General features: G+C 68.6%; 20 protein-coding genes and 2 tRNA genes. 10 read left to right on the top strand and 12 right to left on the bottom strand.

Features of this window, described 5'->3' with window-relative positions; genetic code table 11:
- The first annotated feature begins 17 nt into the window (after positions 1-17).
- From C8263_RS14560 to C8263_RS14535, 6 genes are read left to right on the top strand one after another with little or no spacing between them, the layout of a single operon-like run.
- Positions 18-1,055 carry a polysaccharide biosynthesis protein gene (locus C8263_RS14560; protein WP_107138864.1) on the top strand — a complete coding sequence of 346 codons (1,038 nt, stop codon included), beginning with the start codon at positions 18-20 and terminating at the stop codon, positions 1,053-1,055.
- Positions 1,052-2,158, top strand: coding sequence for a polysaccharide biosynthesis C-terminal domain-containing protein (locus C8263_RS14555; protein ID WP_107138863.1), 1,107 nt, complete (start codon positions 1,052-1,054; stop codon positions 2,156-2,158). Before C8263_RS14560 ends, C8263_RS14555 begins: the two co-directional genes overlap by 4 nt.
- Complete coding sequence (gene wecB / locus C8263_RS14550; RefSeq protein ID WP_107138862.1) at positions 2,155-3,303, top strand: non-hydrolyzing UDP-N-acetylglucosamine 2-epimerase; 1,149 nt, start codon at positions 2,155-2,157, stop codon at positions 3,301-3,303. Before C8263_RS14555 ends, wecB begins: the two co-directional genes overlap by 4 nt.
- Positions 3,303-4,523: a glycosyltransferase family 4 protein gene (locus C8263_RS14545; RefSeq protein ID WP_107138861.1), complete on the top strand. Its 1,221-nt coding sequence runs from the start codon at positions 3,303-3,305 to the stop codon at positions 4,521-4,523. Before wecB ends, C8263_RS14545 begins: the two co-directional genes overlap by 1 nt.
- Positions 4,520-6,082: a hybrid nucleoside-diphosphate sugar epimerase/sugar transferase gene (locus tag C8263_RS14540; RefSeq protein WP_107138860.1), complete on the top strand. Its 1,563-nt coding sequence runs from the start codon at positions 4,520-4,522 to the stop codon at positions 6,080-6,082. Before C8263_RS14545 ends, C8263_RS14540 begins: the two co-directional genes overlap by 4 nt.
- A complete protein-coding gene (locus tag C8263_RS14535; protein WP_107138859.1) occupies positions 6,079-7,902 on the top strand; it encodes a polysaccharide biosynthesis protein in 1,824 nt (607 codons plus the stop codon). The genes C8263_RS14540 and C8263_RS14535 overlap by 4 nt, the downstream gene beginning before the upstream one ends.
- A 135-nt stretch (positions 7,903-8,037) precedes the next feature.
- Here the strand turns inward: C8263_RS14535 and C8263_RS14530 are convergent.
- Positions 8,038-8,112, bottom strand: a tRNA-Glu gene (locus C8263_RS14530).
- 174 nt (positions 8,113-8,286) lie between these two features.
- Entirely contained in the window at positions 8,287-9,693 is a 1,407-nt protein-coding gene (gene lpdA, locus C8263_RS14525) for a dihydrolipoyl dehydrogenase (RefSeq protein WP_107138858.1), read from the bottom strand.
- Positions 9,694-9,838: 145 nt separating this feature from the next.
- Between lpdA and C8263_RS14520 the strand changes: the two genes are divergently transcribed.
- Positions 9,839-10,696, top strand: a complete 858-nt coding sequence (locus C8263_RS14520) for a DUF2167 domain-containing protein (protein WP_107138857.1) — start codon at positions 9,839-9,841, stop codon at positions 10,694-10,696.
- A 28-nt stretch (positions 10,697-10,724) separates the two neighbouring features.
- Here C8263_RS14520 and C8263_RS14515 read toward each other — a convergent pair whose 3' ends face one another.
- The 3 genes from C8263_RS14515 to C8263_RS14505 all read right to left on the bottom strand — a co-directional run bounded on the left by C8263_RS14515 (position 10,725) and on the right by C8263_RS14505 (position 14,183).
- On the bottom strand, positions 10,725-11,669 hold the full coding sequence (locus tag C8263_RS14515; RefSeq protein WP_107138856.1) for a pseudouridine-5'-phosphate glycosidase: 945 nt from the start codon (positions 11,667-11,669) through the stop codon (positions 10,725-10,727).
- Positions 11,666-12,805 carry a PfkB family carbohydrate kinase gene (locus C8263_RS14510; RefSeq protein ID WP_107138855.1) on the bottom strand — a complete coding sequence of 380 codons (1,140 nt, stop codon included), beginning with the start codon at positions 12,803-12,805 and terminating at the stop codon, positions 11,666-11,668. Before C8263_RS14510 ends, C8263_RS14515 begins: the two co-directional genes overlap by 4 nt.
- A gap of 679 nt (positions 12,806-13,484) precedes the next feature.
- Entirely contained in the window at positions 13,485-14,183 is a 699-nt protein-coding gene (locus C8263_RS14505) for a HepT-like ribonuclease domain-containing protein (protein WP_233218838.1), read from the bottom strand.
- A 60-nt stretch (positions 14,184-14,243) separates the two neighbouring features.
- Between C8263_RS14505 and C8263_RS14500 the strand changes: the two genes are divergently transcribed.
- Both C8263_RS14500 and C8263_RS14495 read left to right on the top strand, forming a co-directional pair.
- On the top strand, positions 14,244-14,657 hold the full coding sequence (locus C8263_RS14500) for a 4'-phosphopantetheinyl transferase superfamily protein (RefSeq protein ID WP_107138853.1): 414 nt from the start codon (positions 14,244-14,246) through the stop codon (positions 14,655-14,657).
- A gap of 34 nt (positions 14,658-14,691) precedes the next feature.
- Positions 14,692-15,171: a hypothetical protein gene (locus tag C8263_RS14495; RefSeq protein ID WP_107138852.1), complete on the top strand. Its 480-nt coding sequence runs from the start codon at positions 14,692-14,694 to the stop codon at positions 15,169-15,171.
- Here C8263_RS14495 and C8263_RS14490 read toward each other — a convergent pair.
- From C8263_RS14490 to C8263_RS14475, 4 genes are all read right to left on the bottom strand, one after another.
- Positions 15,156-15,566 (bottom strand): hypothetical protein, encoded by a 411-nt coding sequence (locus C8263_RS14490; protein WP_233218837.1) that lies wholly within the window; start codon positions 15,564-15,566, stop codon positions 15,156-15,158. The genes C8263_RS14495 and C8263_RS14490 overlap by 16 nt on opposite strands.
- A gap of 359 nt (positions 15,567-15,925) precedes the next feature.
- A complete protein-coding gene (locus tag C8263_RS14485; protein ID WP_107138851.1) occupies positions 15,926-17,158 on the bottom strand; it encodes a class I SAM-dependent RNA methyltransferase in 1,233 nt (410 codons plus the stop codon).
- A 182-nt stretch (positions 17,159-17,340) separates the two neighbouring features.
- Positions 17,341-19,248: a biosynthetic arginine decarboxylase gene (gene speA / locus C8263_RS14480; protein WP_107138850.1), complete on the bottom strand. Its 1,908-nt coding sequence runs from the start codon at positions 19,246-19,248 to the stop codon at positions 17,341-17,343.
- Between the two features lie 231 nt (positions 19,249-19,479).
- Positions 19,480-19,555 (bottom strand) — tRNA-Asp (locus C8263_RS14475).
- Between the two features lie 68 nt (positions 19,556-19,623).
- Here C8263_RS14475 and C8263_RS14470 point away from each other — a divergent pair.
- Positions 19,624-20,598, top strand: a complete 975-nt coding sequence (locus C8263_RS14470; protein WP_107138849.1) for a serine hydrolase domain-containing protein — start codon at positions 19,624-19,626, stop codon at positions 20,596-20,598.
- A gap of 58 nt (positions 20,599-20,656) precedes the next feature.
- On the opposite strand, the gene C8263_RS14465 is transcribed toward C8263_RS14470, so the two are convergent.
- The 3 genes from C8263_RS14465 to C8263_RS14455 are packed head-to-tail and all read right to left on the bottom strand — an operon-like array spanning position 20,657 to position 25,808.
- Entirely contained in the window at positions 20,657-21,739 is a 1,083-nt protein-coding gene (locus tag C8263_RS14465; RefSeq protein ID WP_107138848.1) for a hypothetical protein, read from the bottom strand.
- A gap of 14 nt (positions 21,740-21,753) precedes the next feature.
- A complete protein-coding gene (locus C8263_RS14460) occupies positions 21,754-24,528 on the bottom strand; it encodes an LPS-assembly protein LptD (protein WP_107138847.1) in 2,775 nt (924 codons plus the stop codon).
- Positions 24,525-25,808, bottom strand: a complete 1,284-nt coding sequence (locus C8263_RS14455) for a SpoIID/LytB domain-containing protein (protein WP_107138892.1) — start codon at positions 25,806-25,808, stop codon at positions 24,525-24,527. Before C8263_RS14455 ends, C8263_RS14460 begins: the two co-directional genes overlap by 4 nt.
- Between the last annotated feature and the right edge of the window lie 56 nt (positions 25,809-25,864).

Here is a 25,864-nt window from a genome sequence, read left to right as displayed (position 1 = left end):
TCCTGAGAGGGTTCACCATGCAAAATTTGAATGGCAAAACGGTATTGATTACCGGCGGCACAGGCTCTTTCGGCAACGAACTGTTACAGCTCATCAAGGATTCAGAGGTGGCCGAGGTGCGTGTCTTCAGCCGGGACGAGCTGAAGCAGGAGCACATGCGCGTCCGCATGAAAAACTCCAGGGTCAAATTCCACATCGGTGATATTCGTGACCGGCAAAGTGTGGATCAGGCCATGGAGGGTGTGGACCTCGTGTTCCACGCGGCCGCCCTCAAGCAGGTGCCCTCTTGCGAGTTTTTTCCGATGCAAGCGGTGATGACCAATGTGGTGGGCAGCCACAACGTCATCGAGTCGGCCATCGCGCACCGGGTCGGCTCCGTCGTCTGTCTCAGCACCGATAAGGCCGTGTTCCCCGTGAATGCCATGGGCATGACCAAGGGCCTGATGGAAAAGGTCGCCACGGCGGCCGCGCGGCGACTTGGGGAAGGAAGCTCAACAGTGGTGTCGACGGTGCGGTACGGCAACGTGATGTATTCACGTGGTTCCGTCATTCCACTGTTTGTTGAGCAAATCAAGCAGGGGCGTCCCCTGACCGTGACCGACCCCAACATGACCCGCTTCCTGCTTTCACTGCGCAGCGCGATTGATCTGGTGCTCTTTGCCTTCGAGCATGCGCGCCAGGGCGACATCTTTGTGCGCAAGGCCCCGGCTTCCACGGTAGCGGACCTGGCACAGGCTGTGAAAAACCTTTTTGGAGCCGACGTTCCCGTTGAGATTATCGGCACCCGTCATGCCGAGAAGCTGTTCGAGACCCTGGCCACCTCCGGGGAACTGGTGAATGCCGAGGATATGGGCGACTATCTGCGACTGGTTATGGATGACCGGGACCTGAATTATGCCAAGTACTTCACCGAAGGGGAGCCCGAAGAGGCGCTGATTGACGACTACACCTCGCACAACACCGAGCGGCTGACGGTGGCGCAGGTGGAAGACCTGTTGCGTTCCCTGCCCGCTTTCGAGCAGGACCTGCTCGCCTACCACAGCGGGCCACGATGAGGATCGGTATCACTGGGGCGCGGGGTCTGCTGGGCACGCATCTTCAGGCCTACCTGCGGGGGCAACCAGAAACGCAGGTGGTGTCAGGCGGGCGAGAAGTCTTCGCCTCGGCCCAGGCCACGCAGGCGTTCGTGCGGCAATGTGACGCCATAGTCCACCTCGCAGGCATGAACAGGGGAGAGGACCAGGAGGTGGCAGCCACCAACATACGGCTCTGTGAGCAGCTGGTCGAGGCGCTGGAGGCTGCCGGAGAGCGGCCCCACGTCCTGTTTTCTTCATCCACCCACATTGAGCGGGACACGGCTTATGGAGCGTCGAAGCGGCAGGCGGCGGCGGTGCTGCGGGCTTGGGCAGGGCGCAGCGGCACCCGGTTCGCCAATGTGATCCTGCCTGGCGTGTTTGGGGAGGGCGGCAAACCCTTTTACAACTCGGTGGTGTCCACGTTCTGTTTTCAGGTGGCCCGGGGCGAGACGCCCAGCGCGAATGCACAGGCGCCCATTGAACAGCTGCACGCCCAGGCGGTGGCCCGGCAGATGCACGCTCTGCTTCTGCAGGGCGCAACGGGGGACGTTCGTGTTCAGGGTGAGGAGCTGACAGTGGGTCAGCTGCTGAGCAAGTTACAAGGCTTTCACACCCTGTACAGCCAGCACATCGTGCCTGATGTGCGCCGGGACTTTGACCGGGATCTGTTTAACACCTACCGCTCCTACCTGTACCCAGGCCACTATCCGGTTGCGCTGCCCCTGCACACCGATCCCCGGGGCAGCCTCTTTGAGGCGATCAAGAGCCCCAACGGAGGGCAGACCTTTCTCTCTACCACGCACCCCGGTGTCACGCGGGGCAACCACTACCACACCCGGAAGATTGAGCGCTTTCTGGTTACAGGGGGCGAAGCCGAGATCAAACTCCGGCATGTCACCGGGCAAGAGGTGCAGACCTTCCGCGTGCAGGGTGAGACGCCAGCCTATGTCGACATTCCCACACTGCACACGCACAACATTACCAACGTGGGCCAGGGCCTGCTGACCACCCTGTTCTGGACCCATGAACTGTACGACCCCGAACACCCCGATACCTTTCCAGAACCTGTGGAGCCTGTATGACGCCTCATCTCACCCGCCGCCTCAAAGTGATGACGGTGGTCGGAACCCGTCCGGAAATTATTCGGCTCTCCCGGGTGCTGGCCCGGCTGGATGAATGCACTGACCACGTGCTCGTACACACTGGCCAGAACTACGATTATGAGCTCAATGGCGTGTTTTTCCGCGACCTGGGGGTGCGCCAGCCGGACCATTTTCTGGAGGCGGCCGGCGCAACGGCCGCCGAGACCATCGGGCAGATTCTCATTCGCATGGATCCCCTGCTGGCCCAGGAGCAGCCCGACGCCCTGCTGATTCTGGGAGACACCAACAGCTGCCTGGCCGCCATCAATGCCAAGCGGCGCAAAGTTCCCATTTTTCACATGGAAGCGGGGAACCGCTGTTTTGATCAGCGGGTGCCCGAGGAAACCAACCGCAAGATTGTGGACCACACCAGCGACATCAACCTGACCTATTCCTCGATTGCCCGGGAGTATCTGCTGCGCGAAGGACTGGATCCGGCGCGCGTCATCAAGACCGGCAGTCCCATGTTCGAGGTGCTGCAGCACTACCGGGCGCAGATAGACGCCTCCGATGTCCTGGCCCGGCTGGACCTGACGCCTCAGAGCTACTTTGTGGTGAGTGCCCACCGCGAGGAAAACGTTGATTCCGATGTCAACTTACACAGGCTGCACGAGACGCTGAACACCGTGGCCGCCCACTTTGGGCAGCGCGTGATTGTCTCCACACACCCCCGTACCCAGAAGCGGATTGACGCCGCCGGGCTGCAATTTCACCCGAATGTGGAGTTGCTCAGACCTCTGGGCTTTCACGATTATGTTCACCTGCAACTGCATGCCCGCGCCGTCCTGTCAGACTCCGGGACCATCACCGAGGAGTCCAGCATTCTGAACTTCCCGGCCCTCAACATTCGCGAGGCCCACGAGCGGCCCGAGGGAATGGAGGAAGCGGCCGTGATGCTGACCGGACTGAATGTCACGCGGGTCATGCAGGGGCTGACCATCCTGGAGGGGCAGCCCAGGGGGGACCAGAGACTGCTGCGGCTGGTCGAGGACTACGCCATGCCCAATGTCTCGGACAAGGTGGTCCGCCTGATCCTGAGTTACACGGACTATGTCAACCGCGTGGTGTGGCGCAAAGGGCTGTAATGCACGTTCTGGTTGTCACCCAGTATTTCTGGCCCGAGAATTTCCGGATCAATGATCTAGTGATGGGACTTCACCAGCGCGGCCACCGGATCACGGTCCTGACCGGTCACCCCAACTACCCGTCGGGCCGCTTTACCCACGGCTATCAGGGCCATCAGGTGAGAGAGGAACAGTACGAAGAGATTCGTGTGCTGCGCGTGCCACTGCTGGCCCGGGGGCAGCGCAGCGGCGTACGGCTGCTGCTGAATTACGCCTCCTTTGCCCTGATGGCCAGTGTGCTGGGGCCCTTGTTGACCCGCGAACGCTTCGACGTGATGTTTGTCTATGAGCCCTCACCTATGACTGTGGGCTATCCGGCCATGGTGCTCAAACGTCTGACCGGCCGACCCATTGTGTTTTACGTGCAGGATCTGTGGCCGGAAAGTCTCTCTGCCACAGGTTTCGTCAAGCACCCCTGGGCGCTGAAAGCGGTTGAATGGATGGTGCGCGGCATCTACCGCGCCTGTGACCGCATTCTGGTCACCTCACGCGCCTTTATGCCCAGGGTGCAGCGCCTGGGGGTCGCCCCGGAGCGCATTGGGTACTATCCGCAGTATGCCGAGGGCTTCTACCAGCCTTTGCCGACAAACCCGGCCTGGGCCCACCAGAACGGTCTGCCGCGCGGATTCACCATCATGTTTGCGGGCAACATGGGCACAGCGCAGGATCTCATGACGGTGCTGGCCACGGCCGAGCGGCTACGTGACGAGGAAATCAACTGGGTCTTTGTGGGTGACGGCAGCGTGCGCGCCGAGATGGAGGCGCGTGTCCAGGCGCAGGGCCTGCACCGGGTGGTCTTCCTGGGCAGTCACCCGGCCAGCGAGATGCCCCACTTCTTCGCGCAGGCGGACGCCCTGCTGGTGTCCCTTACCCGCGATGAGCTGTTCGCCCTGACGGTGCCCGCCAAACTGCAGTCTTACCTGGCCTGTGGGCGCCCCATCCTGGCCGCTCTGGCAGGCGAGGGCGCCCAGATTGTTGAGGAGGCGGGAGCTGGGCTTACCTGTGCGCCCCAGGACGCCGGCGCGCTGGCAGAGGCCGCCTTGCAGTTGCGCGCCCTGCCCGAGGCCGAACGGTTGGAGATGGGCCGGCGTGGTCGCCAGTATTTTGAGGCCCATTTTGAGCGCGAAGCCCTGCTGACAGACCTGGAACAGACCCTGCAGCAGATCGGAGGCATGCAGTGAAAGGCCGCGTTCTCGTGGTTGGTGCCAGCGGTTTTGTGGGCCAGGTTGTGTGCCGGGACCTGCTGCGGCGTGGCTACGCGGTGCGGGCCGCCGCCCGCCGGGCCGAGTATCTGCCGGCTGGGGCTGAGTGTGTTGCTCTGCCAGACCTTACCGGACCAGCCGTGAACTGGGCCCCCCTGCTGGCGGGCGTTACCCATATCGTTTATCTGGCAGCGCGCGTTCACGTCATGAACGACACCCACCCCGACCCACTTGCCGCCTACCGCGCCGTGAACCGTGACGCGCCGCTGGCTCTGGCACAGGCGGCGGCACAGGCCGGGGTTCGCCGGTTCGTGTATCTCAGTTCGGTCAAGGTCAACGGCGAGGCCACCCAGCCCGGGCAGCCGTTAACCGAAGAGAGTCGCCCCGCCCCCACAGACCCGTACGGCGTGAGCAAGCTGGAAGCCGAGCAGGCGCTGCTGGGGGTGGGGCAGGCCACAGGCTTGGCGGTTGTGGTGCTGCGCCCGCCGCTGGTCTACGGCCCTGGGGTCAAGGCGAATTTCATGGCCCTGGCCCGTCTTGCCGGGCGCGGCCTGCCCCTGCCGCTGGGTGCCGTGGACAACCGCCGCAGCCTGATCTATGTCGAGAATCTGGCGGACCTGGTGGCCCTGGCCCTGGAGCATCCAGCGGCAGCAGGTGAAGTGTTTCTGGCCTCTGACGGCGAGGCCCTGTCCACAGCGGCGCTGACCCGGTCTCTGGCCGAGGCCCAGGGGCGCCGGGCGTGGTTGGTGAATGTGCCTGTCCGCTGGCTTGAACGGCTGGGCCAGCTCACGGGGCGCGCGGCCGTGATGTCCCGGCTGCTGGGGTCTCTGGAGGTCAGCAGTGCCAAGGCGCGCACGCGACTGGGCTGGGCACCACCCTTTCCAACCTGGCAGGCCCTGGCCAGAACCGGCGCCAGCCTGCTGGAAGGGGGAGGAATCCACACCCGGCTCTCGGCCCGCCAGCGGCTGTATCTGGCCCTGCGCGGCCCGCTGGAGCGGGTCCTGGCGCTGGTGTTGCTGGTCCTGCTGGGACCGCTGATTGCCCTGCTGGCTCTGCTGATTCGCCTGGACTCGCCCGGGCCCGTGCTGTTTACCCAGCAGCGTGCCGGTCGGGGCCACCGTCCTTTTACCATCTACAAATTCCGGACCATGCGGGTGGGCACTCCCAACCTGTCAACCGAGGACATGGTCAAATCGGGTATGAATCCTGTGACACGGCTGGGTGGGGTGCTGCGCCGCACCAGTCTGGATGAGCTGCCGCAACTGCTGAACGTGCTGAGCGGGGACATGGCCCTGATCGGCCCGCGCCCGGCGCTGATGACCCAGACCCCGGTGCTTACCCTGCGCGAGGCGGCGGGCGTGGACGCCCTGCTGCCGGGCATCACGGGCTACGCACAGGTGACAGGCCGCGATGACCTGAGCGATGAGGAGAAGGTGCGGCGCGACGCCGCCTATCTGCAGGGACTGGGCCCGGCGCTGGACCTGCAGGTGATCAGGCTGACGCTGCAATCGGTCATTCAGGGCACCGGCAATAAATGAGCTCGGCCAACCGCAAATTTGTGATTGATCTGGCCCTCTGGACGGCAGCTGGACTGCTGGCCTACGCCTTTCGCAAACCCGGGCTGATCTACCAGGGGGTACCCGTCAACGTCTGGGGGTATCTGCTGCTCAGTGTGGGCGTGATGGCCGCGCTGGAAACCTACTACGCCCTGCACCGTCAGGAGTGGCAGCGGGTGGGCCTGCGTGACCTGCACCTGCTGGCGCGGGCGGCCGCCCTGGCCACGCTGGTCATGTTTGCCCTGGGGTTTATCCTGCAGGGCTGGCTGCAACTGCCGCGCAGCGTGCCGGTGCTGGCCGGGGTGCTGGGCTTTATGGCGATGGGGGGCGCACGGCTGGCCGCGCGGCTGCTGAGTGAGCGGGTTCGTCTGCGCGGCGCGCCCCAGCGGCAGCGGGTGCTCATTGTGGGGGCCGGGGACGCGGGCAGCCTGATTGCCCGGGAGATGCAGCGGCACCCGGAAGCGGGCCTGGACCCTATTGGCTTTCTGGACGATGAACCTGGCAAGGTGCGCACGCGCGTGGTGGGCCTGCCGGTCTTTGGTCCGGTGGGCGCCCTGCCAGCTGTGGCCGCCCAGGAGCAGGCCCAGGAGATTCTGATCGCCGTGCCCTCTGCCGAAGGGCAGTTCGTGCGCCGGGTGGTGGATCTGGCGCAGGGCGCGGGGCTGCGCTACCGCATCATTCCCGGGGTCTTCGAGATTCTGAGCGGGAACGTGAGCATCAACCAGATCCGCGATGTCAACCTGGAAGACTTGCTGCGCCGCCCGCCGGTGCAGCTCAACACGGCCGAGATTGCCGGGTATCTCAAGGGTCGCGTGATCCTGGTCACGGGCGCGGGTGGCAGCATCGGCTCAGAGATCGTGCGGCAGCTTGCACCCTTCGGGCCAGCTACCCTGCTGCTGTTTGGCCGCGGCGAGAACAGTGTGTTTTCCATTCAGCAGGAACTGGGCCGGCAGTGGCCGGAAATCAAGCAGATTGGCCTGATCGGGGACGTGCGGGACGCCGCGCGGCTGCGGGCCGTCTTCGAGCGCTACCGGCCCGAGGTGGTGTTTCACGCGGCTGCCCACAAGCACGTCCCTCTGATGGAAGAGACCCCCTCCGAGGCCATCCTGAATAATGTGGTGGGCACGCAGAATGTCGTGAATCTCTGCCTGGAATTTGGCGTGGGCCGGCTGGTGAACATCTCCACCGACAAGGCGGTCAACCCGACCAGTGTCATGGGCGCCTCCAAGCGGGTGGCCGAGATGGTGGTTTCTGCCGGCGCGGCGCGGGCCCGTTCCACCCAGGCCTTTGTCTCGGTGCGTTTTGGGAACGTGCTGGGCAGCCGGGGCAGTGTGGTGCCCACCTTCATGGCCCAGATTCGCGCGGGGGGCCCCATCACCGTGACCCATCCCGAGATGGTGCGCTACTTCATGACCATTCCCGAGGCGGCCCGGCTGGTGCTGCAGGCCGGGGGCCTGGCCGAGAACGGCAAGGTGTATGTGCTGAACATGGGCGACCCGGTGCGCATTGCCGACCTGGCCCACGACGTGATTCGCCTGAGTGGCGCGCACAACGTGGACGTGGTGTACACCGGCGTTCGCCCCGGAGAGAAGCTGTACGAGGAGCTGCTGACCCCCAGCGAAGGCGCCGACGCCACCACCCATACCGAGATCTTCAGTGCCCGGCTGGCCCAGGTGGACGCCACCCAGATTGCCGAGCGCGTGCAGACCCTGACCACTGCCGCCCAGCAGAGCGACGTCCCCCAGATTCGTGCGCTGCTGGCCCAGATGATTCCCGAGAACAAGTTCGGCAGTCTTCGGTAACGCCCTGGTGGCCCAGGCGGGCAACGGGCGCAGTGGTTCGGGCGTCCGTTGCTTCGTGGAGTTGCCAGGGCCTGCCCGGCAAGCTCCCAGGGATAAAAAAGCGCTCGCCCCTGCAGATACAGAGGCGAGCGTTTCTGGTGACCCCAACGGGATTCGAACCCGTATCGCTACCTTGAAAGGGTAGTGTCCTAACCGTTAGACGATGGGGCCACACCACTTCAGTTTTGCTTTGGCTGACGCCTCTGCTGACTGCCTTTCAAGGGGCACCGTTTCCGGCACGCACAGAAAGATACTGGGTTAAGCGGGGTTCGTCAAGGGGCCATGAAGTCTGAGCAGACAAGCGGGCCGCCCCCGCACAGGGAACGGCCCGCCAGCAACCCGGAATCACATGTGCAGCGCGCGTTTGTCGGCCGCCAGGGCCGCTTCCTTCACCACCTCGGACAGGGTGGGGTGAGCATGCACCGTTCGCGCCAGGTCCTCGCTGCTGCCGCCGAACTCCATGATGGCCACCACTTCACCAATCAGTTCGCTGACATTGGGCCCCACCATATGGACGCCCAGCAGTTTGTCGCTTGTGGCGTCCGCGACCACCTTTACAAAGCCGCGCGGGTCGCCGTGGCCCAGGGCGCGGCCGTTGGCACTGAAGGGAAACTGGCCGGTCTTGACGCTCAGCCCCTTCTCTTTGGCCTGCTTCTCGGTCAGGCCTGCCCAGGCAATCTCGGGGCTGGTGTAGATCACCCAGGGAATCACGTCATAGTTCACGTGCCCAGCCTGCCCGGCCAGCATCTCGGCCAGGGCCACGCCCTCTTCCTCGGCCTTGTGGGCCAGCATGGCGCCGCCAATCACGTCGCCAATGGCGTAGATGTTCGGCAGGTTGGTGCGGTAGTGGCCGTCCACCTTCACGAACCCGCGCTCATCCAGGGCCAGCCCCACGGCCTCGGCGCCCAGGCCAGCGGTGTGCGGCACGCGGCCAATCGAGACGATCAGCTTATCGAAGCGGGCGGTGACCTCCTGCTCCTTTTCGGTGTAGGTGACGGTCACGCCGGTCTCGTCCTGCTCCACTCTGCTGATCTGCACGCCAAAGTGGAAGTTCAGGCCCTGCTTCCCAAACTGCTTGAGGGCCTCCCTGGCCACAGCGTCGTCGGCAGCCATCAGGAAGCCGGGCAGAGCCTCCAGGACCGTCACCTGGGCGCCCAGGCGGCGCCACACGCTGCCCAGCTCCAGGCCAATCACGCCGGCGCCAATCACGCCCAGCTGGCCGGGCACCTGTTCAAAGGCCAGCGCGCCGCTGTTCTCCACGATATGGCCGCCGAAGGGTGCCAGCGGCAGGGCGCGGGGGCTGCTGCCGGTGGCCACGATCACGTGCCTGGCCTTGACCTCGGTGCCTGCCGCGTCCACAACCCAGCCCTCGCCGTCCTGGCGCACGAGGCGGCCCAGGCCGTGGAACGAGGTGACCTTGTTCTTCTTGAACAGATAGGCCACGCCGCCCGTGAGCTTGTCCACCACGGCGGCCTTGCGGCCCAGCATCCGGCCCAGGTCAATGCTGGCGCCCTGCACGTTGATGCCGTGCTCGGCAAAGTCGTGCTGCATCACCTCGAACTTCTCGCTGGAATCCAGCAGGGCCTTGCTGGGAATGCAGCCCACGTTCAGGCAGGTGCCGCCCAGACTGGGCTTGCCGCCGCGTTCAAAGGCGTCCACGCAGGCGGTCCTGAACCCCAGCTGCGCCGCGCGAATGGCGGCCACGTACCCGGCCGGGCCGCCGCCAATGACCAACACATCAAAGGAATCCATAGCGTTCCTGAGCGTACCACCGGCCCCCTGGGCGCACGCCCCGGCGTTCCTGCAGCGGGGACAGAAGCAGGGGGGGGAGCCGGCCCCCACTGGGGGCACCACATCTGCGGCAGCGCCCAGCCGGGCCGTCCCCTAAGCTGAGAAGATGATGAAGAAGACCTTGATGCTGCTGGTGCTGGGTGGCCTGTCGCTGGCCGGTGCGCAGTCGGCGCAGACCCCAACCGAGGCCCCACTGCGCTACCAGACCGGCCAGATTGCCCTGCTGGGCGGCAAGGCGCAGCTGAGCACCGGCGCGGGCCTGCGCTACCTCGACGCCGCTGGTGCAAGAGAAGTGATTGTAGGCCAGTGGGGGAATCCCCCGGAAGCCGCCGAGGACGTGCTGGGCATGATTGTGCCAGCGGGCCTGGAGCCCGGCACGGAAGAGGGCTGGGGCGTGGTGATCACCGAGAGCAAAGACGGCCACGTCTCGGATAAGGACGCGGCGGGCATCAACTACGACACCCTGATGCGTGACATGCAGGCCGCCACCCAGGAGGAGAACGGAGCCCGCGAGGAAGCCGGGTTTGGCACCGTCAATCTGGTAGGCTGGGCCGACCAGCCGCGCTACGACGCCGCCACCCACAAGATGTACTGGGCCAAGGAACTGGCCTTCAGCGACAATCCCGGCGAGCACACCCTGAACTACGCGGTGCGCATTCTGGGCCGGGACAACGTGCTGGAACTGAACGCAGTGGCGAGCATGGGGCAGCTGCCGCAGATCAAGCGCGACATGGCGGCGGTGCTGAGTCAGGTGTCGTTCACGCCGGGGGCGCGCTATGAGGACTTCAACCCCAACACCGACCAGCTGGCCACCTACGGCATTGCGGGGTTGCTGGGCGTGGCCGCCGCCAAGAAGGTGGGCCTGCTGGCCGCCGCCCTGCTGTTCCTGAAGAAGGGCTGGATTCTGATTGCCGCGGCCCTGGGCGGCCTGATCCGGCTGCGGGGGCGCCGCGCCCGGGCCTGAAGAACGGCGCCCCCGCCCGGATTCGCCCCTACCCCAGCGCCGCGTAGGCCACGGCCACCTGCGCCGCCACCGCCGCGTTGTGGCGCACCAGGGCAATGTTCGCTTCCAGGCTGCGGCCACCGGTCAGCTCCACCACGCGCCCCAGCAGGTAGGGCGTGGTGGCCTTGCCGCTCAGCCCCAGGGCGTCCATGTCCTTCAGGGCCTGCTCAATGTGCGCGCCAATCTCGTCGGCGGGAATCTCGTCGGTCTGGGGAATGGGGTTGGCCAGCAGGACCCCGCCCGACAGGCCCAGGGTCCACTTGGCCTGCAGCACCCGGGCGGCTTCGTCGGCCGTCTGCACCGTCAGTGGGGCCGCAAAGCCGCTGCGGCGCGAATAGAAGGCGGGAAACTCGTCACTGCCCAGCGTGATGGCGGGCACGCCCTGGGTTTCGAGCACTTCCAGGGTCAGGCCGATGTCCAGGATGCTCTTGACCCCGGCGCTGACCACGCAGACGTCCGTGCGGGCCAGTTCCAGCAGGTCGGCGCTGATGTCCATGGTCTGGCCCGCGCCCCGGTGCACGCCGCCCGTGCCCCCGGTGGCAAAGACCCGGATGCCCGCCAGCGCCGCAATGCGCATGGTCGAGGCCACCGTGGTGGCGCCGTGCTTGCCCAGGGCCACGGTCACCGGCAGGTCGCGCGTGCTGATCTTCTCGACTGCCCGGTCGGTGGCCAGCTGGTGCAGCTCGGCTTCGTTCAGGCCCACCTTCAGGCGGCCGCCCAGTACGGCAATGGTGGCCGGCACCGCGCCGTGCGCCCGCACCACGGCTTCCACGCCGCGCGCCATCTCCACATTCTGCGGAAAGGGCATGCCGTGGCTGATGATGGTGCTTTCCAGGGCCACCACCGCGCGGCCCCCGTGCAGCGCGGTGGCCACCTCGGGGTGAAGGTCCAGATAGGCGGCGAGTTCGGGGCGGCTGGGGGCAAATGGGGTCATGGGGCCTCCTGGGGCTGGGGGGACAGACCGGCGCGCGCCTGAATGGCGGCCGGGGTGAGGGTGGGGGAGACGGCGAATTCACTTTCGACGGTCAGGGCGGCGGCGGCGTGGCCCGCGCGGGCGGCTTCCTGGGGCGGGCGGCCAGAGAGCAGCGCGGCCAGAAAGGCGGCCAGCATGGCGTCGCCGGCGCCGGTCACGTCGCGCACCTGGGCGGGCAGCGCCGGCAGTTCCCAGGTGCCCTGCGGGGTCGCGAGCAGGCTGCCGCGTTCGCCCCGGCGCACCCACACCACCGCCACACCCTGGGCCTGCAACTCGGCGGCGGCGGCGTGCAGGGCGCCAGGCTCGTCGGGCAGGGCGCGGCCCAGCAGGGCGCCCAGTTCCGCCACGTTCGGCGTGACGGTGTGCGGCGCCAGCCCTGAGGCCAGCAGGGGCCGCAGCCGCGCGGCCTTGGGCACACTGACCGGCTCGAACACCACCGGCACCCCGGCGTCGTGGGCCAGGGTCAGCAGGTGCGAGAGCGTGGGCGGGGGCAGGTTGCCGTCGGCCACCACCCAGGCGGCGCCGCGCAGCACCCCCCGGCGCGCCTGCATCTCGGCGGGGGTGAGGGCCTCAGTGGCGGCCATGGCGGCCACGGCCACCACCAGTTCACCGCCCGGGTCCAGCACGGCGGTGTAGGTGCCCGTGGCCACCCCAGGGGCGCGCAGCACCGCGCGCACGTCCACCCCGGCCGCCTCGGTTTCCCGCAGCAGCCAGTCGCCCAGGGAATCGCGCCCCACGGCCGCTATCAGGCTGACCGCCACGCCCAGCCGCGCCAGGTTCTCGGCCACGTTGCGGGCCACGCCGCCGGGCGCCTGGGCAGCAGCGCCGGGGTTACTGGTGCCGGGCACCACCGGGGCCAGGGTGCGGGCCTTGACGTCCACGTTGGCGCCGCCCACCACCACCACGCGGCCAGGGCCCTGGTCGGGGGGCAGCAGGTAGCCCCGGCCCAGCAGGGCGCCCTTTTTCACCAGATGGCTGACATGAACATTCACAGCGGCGCGCGAGGTGCCCAGGCGGCGGGCGAGGTCTTCGGGGGCGGCGAGGGGGGATTCGCGGATAAGGGCCAGGAGCGCGGCTTCGGTCTCGGTCAAGGCCATGGGCTTATCGTAGTTAAGGGGTTGTCTAAAGTAAAGAGGGGTAGATGAGGTTTCGGCGGTTGCCCCACCCCCCAGCCCCCTACCCCAGAGGGGCAGGGGGAGCAACGTTGCGCTGGGCAAGAGTTTTTACTGAAGTCGGCTGAGTTGCTCTCTTCGTTGACGTGTCCGGCCTCGACGCCATCCTCCGCCTTCGCGCAATGGCCCGCGCCCTTCGGGCACGACGGCCTCGTCTGGACCTGGGCGGAAACGGGGCAAGAAGGCTTGGTGCGGCCTGGAGGGTTCTACTTTGGAACAGCGAACAGCTGAAGCTGCTGGTTGCTGTTCCAAAGTCGAACCTCGTGCCTGAAGCGTCCCCACCTGTCACCTTTACAGGGCAAGCAACGGAAGCCGTCGAACGTGGCCCCATCCGTTCGGGGGCGGCCCCTCACTCATCTTGATTGGGTGACATAGGCTCACTTCCTCCTTGGCGCGGAGCGCGCGGGCGTACGGCGATGGGCGGAGGAATGCCACGGCGTACACAGCGGGGCGAAGGAGGACCGCTCTACCGCGTCAGTCAACGTTTGCCGAGCGCAGCGGAAAAACTCCCCCCTGCCCCTCTGCTGCGCAGCTCTGCGAGTCTGGGGGAGGGGGGCTGGGGGGGTGGGGCCACCCAGGGCCAGCCACCGCACAAGACCCCCCCTCACTTCTCCCCATCCGCCAACGCCTGTAGCCGCCCCCGAAGCCCCGGCAGCTCCACCCGCGCCGTGTGCCAGATCAGCCCCGCCTCAATCCCGAAATAATCGTGCGACACCAGATTGCGCACATCCCGCAGCAGCGCCCAGGGCACCTCCGGGTGGCGGTCCTGCACGCTCTGCGGAATGAACTTGGTGGTTTCGCCCAGCCGGGCCAGGGTGTGCAGCACGGCGTCTTGCACGATCTCGTCGCGGGTAAAGGTGGTCAGGGAATGCCCGGCGGTGTACTCGGTCATCCGGTCAATGGCGCCCAGCAGGTCGTACACCCGCCAGCGCCAGCGTTTGGCGCGGTGGCTGCGGGGCGCGGGGTCGGGCACGTGCAGCACGTCCACGGCGTCGGCCAGAATCTCACCGCGCAGCGGCGGGCGCAGGGCGCCGGGGGTCACCACGTCTACCCGGCGGCCCAGGGCGGCCTCAAAGACCTCGCGCACCCGCATCAGGTCCAGCAGGCCGCGCGGCGTGTCGGGGCCAAAGTCCACCAGCAGGTCAATGTCGCTCGCCGGGGTGGCCTCGCCCCGGGCCACGGAACCAAACACGCGCACGCGAACCACGCCCAGGCCCGGCCACTGCGCCTGGGTGCCGCGCAGCGCGGCGGCGAGGGTGGTCAGGCGCAGGGCCTCGGGAAACAGCGGCTCGGTGCCGGTCACGCGCGCAGCATAGGGCACATCTGCTGGGCGCACATGGTCAGGGCCGTATGCTGGGGGCGGATGATTGTGGCTGTGGGGCATGACCTGATCGAGATCGAGCGCATTCGCCGGATGCTGGACCGCGAGGGCCGCCGCGCCGAGAAGCTGTTTGCGCCCACTGAACTGGCCTACTGCGCCCGGCTGCAAGACCCCGCCCCCAGCCTCGCGGCCCGTTTTGCGGCCAAGGAAGCCTTTCAGAAAGTCTGGCCCCGCCCCCACGGCTGGAGGGACGTGTGGGTGGAGCGCGAGCGCACCCCGGACGGGCCTTTCCCCTTTGCCCCGCCGGTCCTGGGGTTTTGCCCGGAGATCGCGGCCGAACTGCAGGCCCGTGGCTGGCAGGCGCACCTGAGCCTGACCCACACCAAGGAACACGCCTCGGCGGTGGTGGTGCTCGAAGCGCGGCTGGAGCCTGCCCCAGAATCGTCGGCAGGCTGACAGCGGCGGGGCGCTGGCGTGCGTACCCTGATCCATGACCACCTTGCAGCGTGCGGCGGCCCTGGGCCTCGTTCTTCTGTCTTCTCCGCTGCCGCAGGCGCAGGCCGGGGCGCCGCCAGCGCTCAGCCCGGCGCCCAGCGCTGCGGAGCGCACCGCGCTGCTGCGGGGCCGGGCGCTGCTGACCGAGTTCTATGCGGTGCGCCTGGACGGGCTGTGGCGGGCCTTCAGTCCCGGGGTGCGCGGGCAGTGGGGGGCCTCACTGGCGGCTTTCCGGGCCTACCGGGTGGCGGGCGTCCAGACCTACGGCGCCGAGACCCGCGTGGTGGGCGAACGCACCTTCACGCGCGCTGGTGAAACCTTCTATGTGCGCAGCGCCGTATTTCAGAAGGCCCCGCAGATCGTCTGGGCCCTGGTCCTGGGCTTTACGGGAACGCAGGTGACCACCTTTGCCATCGTCCCGGCGGCCGAACCCGAAGACGGTCCTGTGGCCAGCGGCGCCTACGACCCGCTCTGACGCGCCAGCTCGCGGCCCTGGGCGTCGGTCACGGTGAAGGTGTAGGTCTGGGGGCTGCGGCTCAGCCAGTTCACCCGCTGATCGGCGCAGGCCGGGGGCAGCACCAGCTGCGCAGCGGTGGGATAGCGGCGGTCCAGGCTGTTTTCGCGGAAGCTTTCCAGTTCCCGGGTCAGGCTGTTGGCGCAGTTCTGGGCCGCCGCCTGGGCTGTCACCTGCCGCAGGTTGGCCGGCAGGGTGCTGGCCTGGTTGGCCTGGGCCTCTTGCAGGGTGCGCAGGGCCTCTTCCAGCCGGTCCACCCGGGCCTGCAGGGCCGCCGTCTGGGCGCGGGCGCCCTGGTCCTGACAGGCACAGAGGAGCAGCGGCAGGCCAAGCACGGCAAGCAGGAGGCGCGTCACGCGGGGCAGGCTAGCGCTGGGAAGTGAAGTGGCGGTGAACCGGGGCTTCAGGCGGGCTGGGCGGCCGTTAAGTCGCTCGCTGTTGATCTTTAGATCAACCGAGCGGGCTGGAACAGCTGCGCAGCAGAGCGAGTATCGAAAAAAGGACGTTGCACCGGGAGTGGAGACTTTGCGGTGCTCTCCTGCAAAGTCGTAACGTGAGGTGCAACGTCCTTAAGTGCCTTGCCCCTCCCATGGCAACGGTTCAGAAGGGCACAGCAACGTTTCCATTCCCGGTGCGAGGCACTGTGTTCGCTTCTCGCGTTGCGGCGCAGCTGTTCCAGCCCGCTCGGTTGATCGGGGGCCTGGCAGCGAGCGACTTAGCGGCTCAGCACGCTCACGATCTCCACGTGGCTGGTCTGGGGGTAGAAGTCGTGCGGCACCACCTCGGCCAGTTTCCAGCCCCGGCGCACCAGATCGCCCACATCGCGCGCCCAGGTGGCGGGATCGCACGACACATACACCAGCCGGTCGGCAGTGCTGGCATGGATGTGGTCGCGCGCGCCCTCTTCCAGGCCGGCGCGGGGCGGGTCCACCACAATCACGTCGGTGCCCAGCTCGGAAAAGCGCGCGGCGTCGCCGTTGCGGAAGGTCACGTTCTTCTCGCCGCTCTGGGCCACGTCCTGCCGGCCGCGTGCCAGGGCCTCGGGGGCGGCGTCCAGCACGGTCACCCGGCGGAAATGGGGCGCCAGATGCCGCCCGATGGCCCCGGCGCCGCCGTACAGGTCCACGGCGTGCTCACCCTTGCCGGCCAGTTCGGCGGCGCGGCGGTAGGCCAGCCCCGCCGCCTCGGGGTTCACCTGCGCGAAGCCCGTGGCCGACACACTCACCTGCACGTCCCCGAACTGCTCGCGGATCTCGCTCTCGCCGGCGATCAGGCGCACGCCCGCGCTGAAACGGCGCCCGGCGGGCTGGGCCAGCGACACCCCCACCACCCCCGCGTCCATCAGGTGGTCACTGGCGCGCAGGAACTGCCTGGGTTCGCCCGCGCCAATCAGGGCGGCCACCACCTCGCCGGTCAGGCGGCTGGCCCGGAAGGCCACCTCGGTGGCGGGGTCCAGCTGGGCGGGGTCCAGGCGGTCCAGCACAGCCTGAATCTGGGGCATGACCAGGGGATCGCGGCTGACCACCAGCGGCTCGCTGCCCCGGCGCTCGCGGTACGCCAGTCCCCGGGGGGTCACCAGATACTGGGCGGTGTTGCGGTAGCCCCAGGGCTGCGGGCTGGGCACGGTGGGGGCCACCCCGTGGCGCACCTTGGCAATGCGGCTCAGGGCCTCTTCCACAAAGGCGCGTTTGTAATTCAGCTGCGCTTCGTAGGTGGCGTGGGCCAGATCGGCGGTGGGCAGCGCCGGGCCGTCCACGCGCTCCGGACTGCGGCGCAGCACCTCCACCACCTCGCCCTGGCGCACGCCCTTGCCTGCCCGCACGCGGGCCGTGACCTGTTCGCCCGGCAGCGCGCCGCGCACCAGCACCACGCCGGACTCGTCACGGGCCAGCCCCAGACCTCCGGCGACCAGTTTCTCGATTTCCAGCGTAAGCAGAGCGTCCGACATAAGGCACAGGGTAGCGCGGATGGGGTGAAGGGGGCGCACAGTGCGTCACTTTGCCGCCGCAGTGTGGGCCTGTCCAACTGCAAGGGCGCGGGACACCCAGCAGGAGGCGCCGGGTCCAGCGGGGGAGAGAGCGCAACTGAACAGTGGCCGGAGCCTCCGCCCCGGCCACTGCTGTCGCCTCTTCAGTTCTCGTATTCCAGATACGTGTAGCCCAGCAGCTCCTCGCCGTAGTCGTCCAGCAGTTCCTGCTCCTGGTCGGTGCTCAGGGTGCCCACCTTCAGCGCGGCGTCGGCCTGGTCCTCAATGGCGTCGCGCAGCATGGGTTCCTCGTAGCCCATGCTTTCAATCATGCGCCGGGCCTTCTGACCGCGCACAAAGAGGTCAATGTTGAAGCGTCCACCGGGCCGCACCGTCACGTGGGCCTCGCTGACCTTGCCGAAGAGGTTGTGCGCGCTGCCCAGCACGTCCTGGTAGGCGCCCATCAGGAACACGCCCAGGTAGTAGGGGCGGCTGCCCGGCTCGTGCAGGGGCAGGGTGGCTTTCACGTCACGCAGGTCAATGAACTTCTCGATCTTGCCGTCGCTGTCGCAGGTGATGTCCACCAGGGTGGCCTGCCGGGTGGGCTTCTCGTTCAGGCGGTCCAGCGGCACGATGGGGAAGAGCGCCTGAATGGCCCAGTTGTCCGGCAGGCTCTGGAACAGCGAGAAGTTGCAGATGAACTTGTCGGCCAGCACCTTTTGCAGGTCTTCCAGTTCGTCGGGCACGTACTTCTCGTTCTGAATGAGCTTGGCAATGCGGCGCAGGATGGCGTTGAACAGCGCCTCACCCCGGGCGCGGTCCTGCAGGGTCACGTAGCCCAGATCAAAGAGGTTGTGCAGCGTCTGCTTGTCGCCCACCGCGTCGTTGTACATCTCGCGGTAGTTGCGTCCCGTGATATTGCCCAGGATCTCTTCCATGTCCTTGACGATCTGGTGGCTGTCCTCGCTGGCGGGCGGCAGGTCCTCAAGGTCACGGGTGGGGCCGGTCACGTCCACCACCGGCAGAATCAGCACGGCGTGGTGGGCAGTCAGGGCCCGGCCCGACTCGGAGACGATCACGGGCTCGGGCACCTCGCGGGCCTTGCAGACCTCCTGCACGGTGTACACCACGTCGGCGGCGTACTCGCCCACGGTGTAGTTCATGGAGGCGTAGAAGGTGGTTTTGGAGCCGTCGTAGTCCACGCCCAGGCCGCCGCCCACATTCAGGTATTTCAGCTGCGCGCCCGCCGCAATCAGGCCCGCGTAGGTCTGGGTGGCCTCTCGCACCGCCACCTTCACCCGGCGAATGTCGGTGATCTGCGAGCCGATGTGCGTGTGCAGCATGACCAGGCTGTCGAGCATGTCCTCTTCTTTGAGGCGCTCAACGACCCGCAGCAGTTCGTAGGCGTTCAGGCCGAACTTGGCCTGGTCGCCGCCCGATTCCTCCCACTGCCCCGAGCCGCGCGCGTGCAGCTTGAAGCGCACGCCCACGGCGGGCTTCACGCCCAGCGCCTTGGCCTGCTTGAGAATGCGGTCCAGCTCGGAGTACTTCTCGATGGTGATGACCACGTTCTTGCCCAGCGTGCGGCCCCAGAGCGCGAGCTTGATAAAGCCGTCGTCCTTGAAGCCGTTGCAGCACAGCAGGGCGTCGGGGTGCATCTTCTGGGCCAGACACAGCGCCAGCTCGGCCTTGGAGCCGGCTTCCAGGCCGTGGGCGTAGTCGTACCCGGCGGCGGCCACCGACTCCACCACCACGCGGCGCTGGTTCACCTTGATGGGAAACACGCCCTGGTAATGGCCGCTGTAGCCGTATTCGGCAATCGCCTTGCCAAACGCCTCGTTCAGGTGCTTGACCCGCCCGGTGATCACCTGGGGAAAGCGCAGAATCACGGGCAGGCTCTCGCCCCGGTTCACGATTTCATCCACGATGGCGCGCAGGGGAGCGTGCAGGCCGGGGCTGGGGGTCACGTCCACCTGTCCCTTGTCGGACACGCGGAACCAGCCGCCCGACCAGTTGGGCACCTGGTAGAGTTCGGCGGCGTCGGTGGTGGAAAAACTGCTGGGGGTCGTCATGAGGGGCGTCCTCCTCCGAAAATGGGGATAGGCTCGCCGTGCGCGGGGTTCGGAGCGCAGCTCACGGACGCCGTGCGAAACCGGGGCGCATGATACGGCAAAGCGCGCGGGCAGGAAGTCATGTGGCCCCCCATTCACCGGGGGAGGCCGGGGGGGCGCGGCGCCCCGGACTTCCCCGTGCGCCCATACACGAAGAAGAGGCGCCCCATTCAGGGTGCCTCTTCTTCGTTCTGGCGGTCCGGACGGGATTTGAACCCGCGACCTTCTGCGTGACAGGCAGATATGCTAACCGCTACACTACCGGACCAGCGCCAGCAGACTAAAGGCAGAACGGGGCCATGTCAAGCCGCCCGCGCGGCGGGGTAGGCTGCCCCCATGTTCCGTGACCCCGCCCGCGCCGCTCTGCGGGCGTACAGCGACCTGCTGGGCACCGACCTGACCGGGCTACGCCCACTGCTGCGGCAGGCCACTGCACGCGGCGGCGTGGTGGGCGTGGCACTCGGGGACCGGCGCGAGGTGCGTGCCTTTGGCCCGGTTCACCCCGGACAGGTGTTCGAACTGGCCAGCGTAAGCAAGCCCTTTACGGCCACGCTGGCGGCGGCGCTGCACGGCGCCGGGCATCTGGACTGGGACTGGCCGCTGGCCCGGCTGGGCGGCCCGCTGCGGGGGTTGCCGCCCTACATCACGCCGCGCGCCCTGGGCACCCACACGGCGGGGCTGCCCCTGCACCCGGCGCGGGTGATGCTCACCACCTTGACCCGCTTTCACGATCCCTACGGCGGCATGGACCCGGCCGCTGTGGTCGCCAGTGCCCGGCGCTGGGCCCGGCCTGGGGGCCGCTTTGTCTATTCCAACCTGGGCGCGGGCCTGCTGGCCCTGGCGGCGGCCCACGCGGCGGGCGAAGCCTTCAGCGCCCCAGGCTACGGCCGGGCGCTGGAACGGTGGGTGACCGGGCCGCTGGAACTGGGGGTGGGCCTTGAGGGCCCAGGGCAGGTGACGGCCCCGCCCACCGGCTTTGGCCCACTGGCCGGGGCGGGCGGGCTCTTCGGCAGCGCCGACGACCTGCTCACCTTCGGCGGCGCGCTGTGGGCTGGGCTGTCGCCCACGGCCTGGACTGAACTGACCCGGCCCCCGGGTCTGCCCCCGGCGCTCAGCGGTGTGGCCCCGGGCTGGTTTGCCCGGGGGGCGCTGCGCTGGCACGACGGCACTGCCCGCGCCACCCGCACCGCCCTGGGCATTCACACGGGGCGCGGCGCGGTGGCCGCCGTGCTGGTGCGCGGCGGACTCCCGCTGCTGGGCGAGCGCGGCGGGGTCACGCGCCTGCTGCTGGGGCTGCTGGGAGAGCTGTGAGGTTCAGGCTGTGGGCTCCGGGCCATGAGCCATGGGGCTCACCCCCACAGCCCATGGCTCATGGCCCCCCTGACGGCGCTTCCGGCGGCACCACCCAGGTCAGGCTGCGGGCGTCATTGAAGGGGCCCGGCAGGGTGACCGGGTTCCAGGCGCCGCTTTGCAGACCGCGCAGGGTATCCAGGCGGGTGAGGGTACTGGCCGTCAGGGTGTACAGAAAGCCGTCGGGGGTAAAGGTGAGGTCGCGCAGGTCGCTGAAGGTGGCCACGGTGGCGGCGCTGTTCGCCTCGGTGGATGTGCCGTTCCACACCCGCAGGGGCTGGGGGCCCAGGCCGGTGCCCACGTCACTGCGCCACGCGGCCAGCAGGCGGCCGGGGGCGCCAGTCCACAGGCGGTCATAGCGCGCCGTGCCCAGGGCGCTGATCGTGGTGGCGGGGTCGGGCAGCCCGGCGGCATTCAGGCGCTGTACCCCTGTGTCGGTGGCGGCCAGGAGGTCGCTTCCGTAGGCCGCCAGATCGTAGATGGCCGCTGACGGCTGCGGCTCGCTGACCTGGGGCGCGGCGCCCCCCACCGGCACCGCCACGCGCAGCACCTCGCTGCCGCCGCCCAGGCGCGGGCGGGCCACCACGCCCACCTCGCCCTGCACGGCCAGCCGCACCGGGGGCGTGGCCACGCCGGGCGTGGGGGCCAGAAACAAGGGCAGCGGGGTCTGCCAGACCAGGCGCGCGTCCTGGTAGAGGCTCAGGCGCTGCGCGCCGCTGCAGTCGCTGAGCACAAGCAGGCGGTCCAGCCCCGGGTTCTGCGCGGCGCGCGTGAAGCACACCGGCGTGAAGCCAGGCGCCGGAAAGGTGGTGCTCACCGCGAGGTCCGGCGTGCGGCGCTCGGCGGCCTCGGTGCGCACCAGCAGAAACTGCCGGGCGTCGGCGGTGGGGTGCACACTCAGGCCGCCCGTCACAGCCGCCGTGGGACCGGGGGTCACGGTGGGTGCCGCGGCCGCCGCGCTGGTGGTCAGGTTCAGGGCGCGCAGGGTGGCCGCGCCTTCCAGCACCACCAGGCGCAGGGGCGGCGTGGTTTCCTCGGTGCCGGTGCAGGCGGTGAGGGTGCCCGCGGTCAGCAGGCCCAGGGTCAGAAGCAGGCGGCGCATAGATCCTCCAGGGGTCAGGGCAGGGTGGGCAGCAGCGGCACGTTCACGCGGTCGCGTTCCAGATCGAACAGAGGGTAGAAGGTCTGGCCCGGCAGGCCCACCGCCACCCGGAAGCGGCGCTGCACCAGATCGGCCTCGGCCTGCAGGGCCCAGCAGCAGCGGTCAATGGTCAGGCCCAGCACCGGGGTCAGCGGCGACGGGTTCTGGCGCACGCCGTCCAGCCACTCGAAGCTCTGGCGCAGGCCCAGGGTCACGTAGGCGCCGGGGGGCTGCCCCGCGCGCCCCAGGCCCAGGCTGAAGCGCACCGGTTCCAGTGACAGGCGGTCCCGGGCCCTGTCGTCCGGGAACGTGCCCTCGCGGGTGCGGGTGTAGATGGCCTGCCCCGAGGCTGAGAAGCGCTCGGTGTTCCAGGTGCCGCCCACCTGGGCGCGCGCCAGTTCCAGCCGGGGCTGGTCCAGCCCGGGGGTGTTCACGGTGGCGCCCACCGAGAGGCTCTGCCCCGGGCGGGTGGTGTTGAAAAGGCCCGTCAGGGTGGGGCGGGTAAAGCCGCTTCTGCCCAGATCGTAGGGGCCGCCGTAGGACAGGCTCCAGTTCGTGGCCGCGCCGTCCACGGTCTTGACCGAGAAGAAGATGGTGCCGCTGTCGGTGGCGCCCGGCACGCGCACCAGGCGCAGATTGTGCGTGGTCTTGAACTCGTACCGGCCACGCCAGGTCAGGGTGGCGTCTCCAGTCAGCTGCCCGGTGGTGGGGGTCAATGTTTCGCTGCCGGACAGGCGCAGGCTGTTCAGGACCGTATCGCGGGTGCCGTTCAGGTTGTAGCGCACCCCCACCGAGGTGATCTCCGGCGTGCGCATGGCGTGCGTGACCGAGGCCGAGAAAAAGTCGCTGCGGTCGTCGCCGTTGACGGTGGCCGTCACGGTCAGCGGCCCGGGTCCCTGTTCTTTCGTGTAGCTGCCGCTGGCCGTCAGACTCAGCTTGGGCGCAGGCCAGCGGCTGCTGCGGGTGAAGGTGGCCGCTCGGGCGGGGGTGGTCGCCGTGGCGCTCTGGGCGGGGGTCACGGTGACCTTACCGGCATCTGGGTCTCCCAGGTCTGCCCTGAAGGAAAACGAATCCAGCTCCCTGTCCAGCAGGTCCACCGTGGCCGAGGAGGTCAGGCTCAGCGGCCTGCGGTTCACATTCAGGCTGAAGGTGGTGGGTTGCTGCGCCGGGCGCGCGAACAGGTCGCGGCTGCTGCTCACGCTGAAGCCCACGTCGCGCACGGGCACGGTGGTTACACTGACACTGACCGGGGCCGTGAGAATGCGCCCGCCAATGGCGTCAAACGCAAAGGGGCTGGTGCCCTCCAGGCGGTTGTAGCCCGCACTGACCGTGAACGAGTTCGTGGTGTTGAAGCGCTGCGTCAGCTGGGCGCTGAGCTTCAGGTCCACCGTGCGCGCCCCGGTGCCGTAGTAGCGCCCCGTAAACGAGTTGCTGAGCGTCACATCCGCGTCGCGCCAGGGCCTGGCCGTGTACGAGACCGTGTGCTGCTCTTCCAGGCGGGTGGTGGTGATGTTCGGGCCCTGCGCCGCAGCGCTGCGTGAGAGCGGGTTGCTGCCCCCGGTGTAGCGCCCGGCGCTGACCCGGAAGTCGGCGCTCAGGCCGCCACGGGTGTACGGCTTGGGGTCAAGAATCACTTCGGGGAGTTTGAGGGTGTCCTCGCGGCTCAGCGCTGTGGTGGGCGCCGGCCCGAAGCGGTTCACGTAATTGAATTCCGCGCTGAAGAGGGGATAGTCCGCCCTCGCGCTGAAGTTCACCCGGGTCAGGCCGCGTTCGGGGTCGGTGGCCGCGCGGCCGATGTCGCGGCGGGTCACGTCCAGCGAGTAGTCCAGATCCCGCGTGGCCGTGGTCAGCGGAAGGCGCCCGCGCACCCCGAACACGAGGTCCACATCGTAGCCGCTCTGGCCCACGGGCCTGGGGTTGGCCAGCGTGTACAGGTTCAGCCGGTCCACGAAGGGCAGCGGCGCGTAGGACCGCAGCTCCACCCCGGCACCCACGCTGGGGCTGCGGTTCTGGTAGTAGCGCAGCAGGGTGGTGCCCAGGGTGCTGGCGCCAATGGAAAAGGGAAGGTCGGCCTGCACCGTGTAGCCGTCCACCGCGTCGCGCCCGATTTCCAGGCGGGGCTGGCGGTCACGGTCATTCAGCGGCAGCACCAGCACCGGCAGAAAGAACACCGGCACGTCGGCCAGCAGCACCTGGGCGCGGTAGGCCACCAGCCGGTCACCGGGGTACACAATCAGGCGCTCGGCGCGGAAGGCGTAGTCGTTCGGGGTGCGCCCGCAGCGCGCGCAGGTGGTGAAGTAACCGTTCGTGGCCCGCAGCTGCCCCGGAATGCGCTCCACCTCGGCGCCGCGAATCTCCAGGGCCGCGTCGCTGATCAGCACGTCCTCGCCGCTGATCTGCTCCTGGCCCAGCTCCACCACGAGGTTCTCGCCGCGCAGGTCCTGGGCGTCCTTGGCACTGCGGTAACTGGCCGCGCCCACCAGGGTCAGGGTGCGCCGGGTGCGGTTGAACTCCACCCGCCGGGCGCGCACCACATCGTCGTCCACGCGCAGTTCCACGTTCTCGCCGGTGATGATCACCAGTTCCTGGCCGTCCACCTGGCGCAGTTCCAGCGTGTCGGCGCTGATGATCTTGACGGTGCGGGCCTGCGCGCCGCCCAGCAGGCCCAGGGCCAGCAGGGCGCTCAGGAGGGTGCGGCGGGCGCGCCGGGCCGGGCGGCGGGCGTCTGGGCGCTGCCCCCGGCCGCTCACTGGGCGGTCCCGGGGCGCGCGGCGGCCAGCGGGTTCAGGTCCGGCAGGCCTGGGCCCACCGCCAGGGCTGGTCGGCCTCCGTCCCCCCCCGCCAGGGTGCCCAGGCTGGTGCCGGGGTAGTAAAAGCCCAGCACATGCAGGTGGGTGTAGCCCGCTTTCGCCAGCCCCAGCGCGCCGTACTGCGACAGGCCCACGCCGTGCCCGGCGCCGTTGCCCTCCAGAACCAGCGGACTCAGGCCCGAGAGCGTGACCCGGGTGCCCGGTGCCCCCAGCGCACGCACGAAGCCCCCGGCGCGGGCGCCCGAGAGCTTGACGGTGCCCCCGGCCGCACTCAGGGTCACTTCCAGCGGCCGTCCCGATTCACTGACGCGGCTCACGGCCACGCCCTTCAGTGGGGTGCGCACTCCGTATTCCCCGGCCAGGGCCTGCACCCTGCTCTGCGGCACCTCCAGGCGCCAGCGGGCGCGCGGGCCCCCGGCCGAAAAGGGATCGGCCTTGGCGTTCAGGTATGGCAGGGCCGCGCCCCAGACCTCGGCGCTGGACGCCGTGAAGCCCCCGGAGTCGCTGCTGAAATAGGTGCTGGCCGCCCGGCCCCCGTAGGCCACCACCTGGGCGCGCGTGGCGTTCACAGCGGCGTCGGTCTGCGGTTTCTCGGCGCCCAGGCCGGGGTAGACCTGGCAGCTTTCGGTGGCGCAGGTGTCGTAGGGCGCGGCCGGGTTCAGCCGGGCGGCCACGTAGGTGCGCGCAATCACCGCCTGCGCTGCCAGGGCCGCCGGGGGCCACGAGGCGGGCATCTCGGCCGGCACCACGCCGCGCAGGTAGTCTTCCACGTCCACCACGTTGATGCCCTGCACCTTGCCCCCCTCGGCGCGCAGGTGCAGCCCCCCCCGGTAGCTCCGCCCGGCGATGTCCACGGTGGCCCCGGGCGCGGGCGGCAGGTACAGCGCGGCGTTGCCGGTGGGCTGGCCGTTCAGGGTCAGTTGCCCGCCGGCCACGCCCACGGTCCAGGTCTGGGTGGAGGCCGGGCCCGTGGGGGCCAGGGGCGCCGGCGTGCCCAAGCCTGGAGGATTGAGCCCCGGCGTGGCCGGGGCCGTCAGCGGCACCCGCACCGTCAGCTGCGGACCACTGGCCACCAGCACCCGCACGTTCAGCGCGCCCGCCGCCGGGGCCAGCAGCGCCAGGGCCCCGGCGGCGGCGCGGGCCCAGGGGCCTGCAGAAACGCGGCGCAGGCAGCGGCGGCTCCCCGGCACTTCGGGAAGCAGAACAGTTCCTTCAGGCATGATCAAGGCCGAGTATACGCAGCGCACCGGCACCGCCATCTGACAGCCCGGTGAGA

The sequence above is a fragment of the Deinococcus arcticus genome (assembly GCF_003028415.1).
GTDB lineage: Bacteria > Deinococcota > Deinococci > Deinococcales > Deinococcaceae > Deinococcus > Deinococcus arcticus.
This window is presented reverse-complemented; position numbering and strand designations above follow the sequence as displayed.

Bases quoted from the DNA above. Each gene is read 5' to 3' on its own strand.
- C8263_RS14560 (WP_107138864.1), top strand. From the start codon at position 18: ATGCAAAATTTGAATGGCAAAACGGTATTGATTACCGGCGGCACAGGC.
- C8263_RS14555 (WP_107138863.1), top strand. From the start codon at position 1,052: ATGAGGATCGGTATCACTGGGGCGCGGGGTCTGCTGGGCACGCATCTT.
- wecB (WP_107138862.1), top strand. From the start codon at position 2,155: ATGACGCCTCATCTCACCCGCCGCCTCAAAGTGATGACGGTGGTCGGA.
- C8263_RS14545 (WP_107138861.1), top strand. From the start codon at position 3,303: ATGCACGTTCTGGTTGTCACCCAGTATTTCTGGCCCGAGAATTTCCGG.
- C8263_RS14535 (WP_107138859.1), top strand. From the start codon at position 6,079: ATGAGCTCGGCCAACCGCAAATTTGTGATTGATCTGGCCCTCTGGACG.
- lpdA (WP_107138858.1), bottom strand. From the start codon at position 9,693: ATGGATTCCTTTGATGTGTTGGTCATTGGCGGCGGCCCGGCCGGGTAC.
- C8263_RS14520 (WP_107138857.1), top strand. From the start codon at position 9,839: ATGATGAAGAAGACCTTGATGCTGCTGGTGCTGGGTGGCCTGTCGCTG.
- C8263_RS14515 (WP_107138856.1), bottom strand. From the start codon at position 11,669: ATGACCCCATTTGCCCCCAGCCGCCCCGAACTCGCCGCCTATCTGGAC.
- C8263_RS14510 (WP_107138855.1), bottom strand. From the start codon at position 12,805: ATGGCCTTGACCGAGACCGAAGCCGCGCTCCTGGCCCTTATCCGCGAA.
- C8263_RS14500 (WP_107138853.1), top strand. From the start codon at position 14,244: ATGATTGTGGCTGTGGGGCATGACCTGATCGAGATCGAGCGCATTCGC.
- C8263_RS14495 (WP_107138852.1), top strand. From the start codon at position 14,692: ATGACCACCTTGCAGCGTGCGGCGGCCCTGGGCCTCGTTCTTCTGTCT.
- C8263_RS14485 (WP_107138851.1), bottom strand. From the start codon at position 17,158: ATGTCGGACGCTCTGCTTACGCTGGAAATCGAGAAACTGGTCGCCGGA.
- speA (WP_107138850.1), bottom strand. From the start codon at position 19,248: ATGACGACCCCCAGCAGTTTTTCCACCACCGACGCCGCCGAACTCTAC.
- C8263_RS14470 (WP_107138849.1), top strand. From the start codon at position 19,624: ATGTTCCGTGACCCCGCCCGCGCCGCTCTGCGGGCGTACAGCGACCTG.
- C8263_RS14465 (WP_107138848.1), bottom strand. From the start codon at position 21,739: ATGCGCCGCCTGCTTCTGACCCTGGGCCTGCTGACCGCGGGCACCCTC.
- C8263_RS14455 (WP_107138892.1), bottom strand. From the start codon at position 25,808: ATGCCTGAAGGAACTGTTCTGCTTCCCGAAGTGCCGGGGAGCCGCCGC.